Annotated in this window: 6 protein-coding genes and 1 pseudogene; 4 read left to right on the plus strand and 3 right to left on the minus strand. The window is 74.7% G+C overall.

Annotated features, from left to right (window positions below):
• The 3 genes from ABT288_RS49275 to ABT288_RS49285 form a co-directional block, all read right to left on the minus strand.
• Positions 1 to 664 (minus strand): FAD-dependent oxidoreductase (locus ABT288_RS49275; RefSeq protein WP_351623340.1); only part of this gene is annotated, 664 nt, incomplete at its 3' end.
• Complete coding sequence (locus ABT288_RS49280; RefSeq protein WP_351623341.1) at positions 657 to 992, minus strand: (2Fe-2S)-binding protein; 336 nt, start codon at positions 990 to 992, stop codon at positions 657 to 659. The genes ABT288_RS49280 and ABT288_RS49275, both read right to left, overlap by 8 nt.
• Before the next feature lie 5 nt (positions 993 to 997).
• Complete coding sequence (locus ABT288_RS49285; RefSeq protein ID WP_351623342.1) at positions 998 to 2,167, minus strand: NAD(P)/FAD-dependent oxidoreductase; 1,170 nt, start codon at positions 2,165 to 2,167, stop codon at positions 998 to 1,000.
• Between the two features lie 162 nt (positions 2,168 to 2,329).
• Between ABT288_RS49285 and ABT288_RS49290 the strand changes: the two genes are divergently transcribed.
• The 4 genes and pseudogenes from ABT288_RS49290 to ABT288_RS49305 form a co-directional block, all read left to right on the plus strand.
• On the plus strand, positions 2,330 to 2,452 hold the full coding sequence (locus ABT288_RS49290; RefSeq protein WP_351623343.1) for a hypothetical protein: 123 nt from the start codon (positions 2,330 to 2,332) through the stop codon (positions 2,450 to 2,452).
• Positions 2,453 to 2,529: 77 nt separating this feature from the next.
• Entirely contained in the window at positions 2,530 to 3,417 is an 888-nt protein-coding gene (locus tag ABT288_RS49295; RefSeq protein ID WP_351623344.1) for a glutathione S-transferase C-terminal domain-containing protein, read from the plus strand.
• 411 nt (positions 3,418 to 3,828) lie between these two features.
• Positions 3,829 to 5,055: an LLM class flavin-dependent oxidoreductase gene (locus ABT288_RS49300; RefSeq protein ID WP_351623345.1), complete on the plus strand. Its 1,227-nt coding sequence runs from the start codon at positions 3,829 to 3,831 to the stop codon at positions 5,053 to 5,055.
• A gap of 24 nt (positions 5,056 to 5,079) precedes the next feature.
• Positions 5,080 to 5,287 (plus strand): annotated as a pseudogene (locus ABT288_RS49305) (F420-dependent methylene-tetrahydromethanopterin reductase); the annotation flags it as partial.

Genomic DNA, 5,287 nt, shown 5'->3' on the forward strand with positions numbered 1-5,287 from the left:
ACCGGCCCGCGTACCAGGCGCCTTCGGCAAGCTTGCCGGGCGCCGCCGCCAGGGCCGGAGCGCGGCGCAGTACGGCCCCGGGGCCGGCGGACTCGACCAGCGCGGCCACCCGTGCCCCGGCCGCGGCGAGCCCTGTGGCCACGGGCAGCAGCAGTGGCCCGGTTCCGGCGACCACGACCGTGCGGCCGGGCAGCACCAGGCCGCCCTTGAGCATGGCCTGCGCGCCGCCCGCCGTGACCACACCGGGCAGGGTCCAGCCGGGGAAGGGCAGCACGCGCTCGTACCCGCCGGTGGCGAGCAGCACGGCGTCGGCGCGGACGGTGACCCCCTCCTCCTGTGCGGGGCCGCGCAGGGCGTGCACCGTGAAGGCGCCCGACTCACCCTGTGCACACCAGACATGGTGATCGGTCAGGTGGGTGATGCGTCCGGCGGTGATGTGCCGCTCGATGCCGTCCCGCAGCCGCTCCCAGGCGCGCCACTGGTGGTGCAGGGCCTCGGGACGGCGGGCGCCGAGGGCCCGGGCGGGCTGCCGGTAGAACTGGCCGCCCGCCTGCTCGGCCGCGTCGACCAGGGTGACCCGTACGCCCCCGGCGGCCGCCGCCAGTGCCCCGGCGAGTCCCGCTGGGCCCGCCCCGACGACGGCGAGATGCGCTCGCTCAGTCATGGTCCCGGCCCGTCCCCTCCTGTGTGCGGATCACATCGCCCGGCCGAACCGGCACCAGGCAAGCCCGTTGGTTCGGCTGCCCGTTGACGGTCACCAGGCAGTCGAAGCACACCCCGATCCCGCAGAACACCCCGCGCGGCCGGCCGGCCCCGCGGGTGCTGCGCCAGGAGGTCACGCCCGCCGCCCACAGCGCCGCCGCGACCGTCTGCCCGGGCAGGGCCGCGAGGGGCCGCCCGTCGAGGGTGACGGTGAAGGCCTCGCCCGGCCTCGCTCCGGCCAACTCCAGGGGATCCCGGGCCGACTTCAGCCGATTCCGTGCCGACTCCATGGGATTCACGGCGTGTCGCCTCCGTCGGTGTCGCCTCGCTCGAACCGCTCCGGCCGGAACGGTGTCAGATCCAGTTCCGGGGTCATCCCGGTGAGCGCCTGCGCGATCAACCGGCCCGTACCGGCGGCCAGTCCGATGCCGGCGCCCTCGTGTCCGCAGGCGTGGAACAGCCCCGGCGCGCGGGGGTCGGGGCCGATCGCCGGGAGGTGGTCCGGCAGGTACGGCCGGAACCCCGCGTACGTCCGCAGCGCGCGCACCCGCTCCAGGAACGGGAACAGCCCGATCGCCCCGGCCGCCAGCGCCCGTACGGCCGGAAGCGACAGCGAGCGGTCGAAGCCGACCCGCTCCCGGCTCGCGCCGATCAGCACCGGACCGGCGGCCGTGCCCTCCACCACCGGCGAGGTCCGCAGGGCGGCCGAGTCGCTCGCGACGTCGGTCACGTAGTCGGCGGCGTACACCTTGTGCCGGACCATCCGCGGCAGCGGCTCGGTGACCAGGACGAAGCCGCGCCGGGGGAGCACCGGCAGCCGGACGCCGGCGAGCGCCGCGAGGTCGCCGCCCCAGGTGCCGGCCGCGTTCACCACCGCCGGTGCGTGCAGTTCGCCCCGGTCGGTGCGGACGCCGGTCACCGTGCCGTCGGCCGTGCGCAGCACGCCGGTCACGGTCCGTCCCGTGTGCAGGCGGGCGCCGGAGGCGCGCAGGACGTGGGCGGCGGCCAGGGCGGGCATGACCTGGGCGTCCTGCGGATAGTGCACCCCGCCCGCCAGGCCGGAAGCCAAGTGGGGCTCGAGGGAGGACAGTTGGTCTGCGGCCACCGGGTCGGCCACGACGCCCGCGGCCCGCTGGCCGTCCGCGAACGCGTGCAGCGCGGCGAGGGTCCGGGGGGTGGAGGTGACCACGAGTCCGCCCTTGGGCTCGTACTCGACCGCCGCTCCGAGCTCGTCGCCCAGCTGGGCCCACAACCGGGCGGACAGCAGGGCCAGGTCGAGCTCGGGGCCCGGTTCCTTGTCGGAGACGAGCAGGTTGCCCTCGCCCGCGCCGGTGGTGCCGCCGGCCACCGGGCCCCGGTCCACCACTCGCACCTGGAGGCCGGACCGCGCGGCGTAGAGCGCACAGGCCGCGCCCACCATGCCGGCTCCGACGACCACGACATCGCAGGTCAGTCGCTTTGCCACGGCAGTACTATGTCACATGGCGCTGCCTGTGGGGAGACCCCGGCTCCTCCGCATGCAGACCCGTGCATCCGCCCGCAGTCCCAGGCGTGGACGCCCCCTTGACGTCGCCGGATGCCGGATCGACACTCCAGGGTGGGAATCCTAGTGAGTAGGTAGGGAATGATGACGCGCCTCGCAACGGTCACCGGCCTCACGGGCCGTACGCCGTTGCGCGCCCCCCTGCTCACCTGCCGCCGGCACATCGACCTGTTGCGCGTCTGCAGCGCGATCAGCCGCTGCCGCTGAGCCTGGGCTCCGCGCGCCCACCGGCCGGCGCCGCTCGTCGCCGCACACACCCGTACGTCCATCACCCGGGGAGACGCATGTCCATCACTCCGCTCACCGCCCTCCCGTCCGGCCATCGCGCCGCGCCCGTCTTCCGGGGCCGGATCGGCCGGGACGCGCGCAGCGGCCACTACGCCGTGCCGCACCGCTTCCGGCTCCATCTGTCGACCGCCTGCCCCGACGGGCTCCGCCTCGCCGTCGGACACAGCCTCCTCGGCCTGGACGGCAGTTGTCCGGTGACGGTCCTGCCCGCCGTACCGGACTGTCCCGGCGGCGGCCACTCCGCGCTGCGCCCGCTGTACGAGGCGAGCGCCCACCACTACACCGGCCCGGCCCTCGCGCCCGTGCTCAGCGACGACTGGTCCGGACGGATCGTCAGCACCCATGCCCGCGACATCCTGCGCGACCTCGACCGCTTCCTGCGCGAGGGCCGCGCCGCCCTGTACCCGTGCGATCAGGAGTCCGTCATCCAGGCCGTCGAGCGGATGTGCGCCGAGGGGATCGAGGAGGCCGCGCAGCGCGCCGGGCAGGCCGGGGCCGGTCCCGCCGAGCGGGCCGCCGCCCTGGACGTGCTCCTGGACACCCTGGGCCGGCTGGAGAGCCGGCTGGCCGCAGAGGCGTACCTCGTCGACGACCGGCTCACCGCGGCCGACGTCGAACTCTGGGTCACCCTCGTGCAGTTGGACACCGTCCACCGCTGCCACCTGGACGCCTCCGCCGTTCACCGCATCGCGGGCCACCGCGCCCTGTGGGCCTACGCCCGCCGCCTGGCCGCCCACCCCGCCTTCGGCCGCCATCTCGACCTGGACGGCATCTCCCGCCGCCACCACGGCCGTTGCCAGGGCCTGGAGGCCGCCGGGGCCGCGGTCCAGATCCTGGACTGGGCGGGTCACGCGGCGGATGCGGAGGACGCTTCCCGCAGGTGAGAAGCGGTCGGGCGGCGGCTGCCTCGCGCAGGTCCGCAGCGAAGGAACAACCGGTGGTGCGAGAACAGGCGGAAGAGCGACCGGAGGTGTGGGAACAACCGCGGCCGGCCGCGCGTTGTGCGTCATGACGAGATCCGACAGGCGGGCGAGACGGCCCGCCGCGGCCGAGGGACGGGAGGTGACGGCCGTGACCCGCGTGCTCCCGCCCCGCGCCCCGCGCCCGTACGGCTCCGTCCGGCTGATATCCCGGCCGCACATAGACCTCCAGCGCGTGTCCGCCGCGCTCTGTCGCCGCTGACCTTCTCCCCGGCCTGCCCAGCGTCAGGGCCCGGGTCTGCTCCTGCCGCGCTCGCCCTCGCCGACGCCTGTCCTCGCGCGCCGGTGTTCTCGTCACGGACATCCGTCACGGACATGAAGGAAGGCACCGCCGTGTCCTCAACACCGGTCCCCCCACTGCACCTTGCCGTCGCCCTGGACGGCACCGGGTGGCATCCCGCGTCCTGGCGTGAACCCGTCGCCCGCCCCCGGGACCTGTTCACCGCTGGCTACTGGGCCGATCTGGTCGCCGAGGCCGAACGAGGCCTCATCGACTTCGTCACCATCGAGGACGGCCTCGGCCCGCAGTCCACGCACCTCCTCGACCCCGACGAGCGCACCGACCAGGTGCGCGGCCGGCTCGATGCGGTCCTCGTCGCCTCCCGTGTCGCCCCGCTCACCCAGTACATAGGCCTGGTCCCGACCGTGGTGGCCACGCACACCGAGCCGTTCCACATCTCCAAGGCGATCGCCACCCTCGACCACGTCAGCAACGGCCGCGCGGGCCTGCGGGTGCGGATCAGCGCCCGGCCGAACGAGGCCGCCCACTTCGGCCGCCGTACCATCGGCCGGATCGAGGCCCACGACAGCCCGGCCGCACAGGACATCGTCACCGAACTGTTCGACGAGGCCGCCGACCACGTGGAAGTCGTGCGCCGGCTCTGGGACAGCTGGGAGGACGACGCCGAGATCCGGGACGCGGCGACGGGCCGCTTCATCGACCGGGACAAGCTGCACTACATCGACTTCGAGGGCCGCCACTTCAGCGTCAAGGGACCCTCGATCACGCCCCGCCCGCCCCAGGGGCAACCGCTGGTCACCGCCCTCGCCCACCGGACCGTCCCGTACCGGCTCGTCGCCCGCCAGGCCGACGTCGGCTATGTCACCCCGCAGGACGCGGAGCAGGCCCGGGCGATCGTCGCCGAGATCCGCACCGAGCAGCGGGCGGCGGGCCGCGCCGGGGACACCGTGCACATCTTCGGCGACCTCGTCGTCTTCCTCGACGACAGCCGGGCCGAGGCCCAGGCCCGGCGGGAGCGGCTGGACGCGCTCGCGGGCGAGCCGTACACCGGCGACGCCCGGATCTTCACCGGTACGGCCCTGGAACTCGCCGGCCTGCTGGAGGAGCTGGCGGCGGGCGGACTGACCGGGTTCCGGCTGCGGCCCGCCGTCGCCGGGCACGATCTGCCCCGCGTCAGCCGTGACCTGGTGCCCGAACTGCAGCGCCGGGGCCGCTTCCGGGAGGCCTACGACTCCGGCACCCTGCGCGGTCTGCTGGGCCTCGCCCGCCCCGCCAACCGCTACGCAGCAGCCACCGCCTGAGCAGCCGGAGAGGACGACCGCACCATGAGCAAGCCGCTGAAGCAGATCCACCTGGCCGCCCACTTCCCCGGCGTCAACAACACCACCGTGTGGAGCGACCCGGCCGCCGGCAGCCACATCGAGTTCGGCTCCTTCGCGCACTTCGCGCGGACGGCCGAACGCGCCAAGTTCGACTTCCTGTTCCTCGCCGAGGGGCTCAGGCTGCGCGAACAGGGCGGAAAGATCTACGACC

The organism is Streptomyces sp. NPDC001093 (assembly GCF_040298985.1).
Taxonomy (GTDB): Bacteria; Actinomycetota; Actinomycetes; order Streptomycetales; family Streptomycetaceae; genus Streptomyces.

Excerpts from the sequence above, each read along its gene's own strand:
- ABT288_RS49280 (WP_351623341.1), bottom strand. The coding sequence starts at position 992 with ATGGAGTCGGCACGGAATCGGCTGAAGTCGGCCCGGGATCCCCTGGAG.
- ABT288_RS49290 (WP_351623343.1), top strand. The coding sequence starts at position 2,330 with ATGACGCGCCTCGCAACGGTCACCGGCCTCACGGGCCGTACGCCGTTG.
- ABT288_RS49295 (WP_351623344.1), top strand. The coding sequence starts at position 2,530 with ATGTCCATCACTCCGCTCACCGCCCTCCCGTCCGGCCATCGCGCCGCG.
- ABT288_RS49300 (WP_351623345.1), top strand. The coding sequence starts at position 3,829 with ATGAAGGAAGGCACCGCCGTGTCCTCAACACCGGTCCCCCCACTGCAC.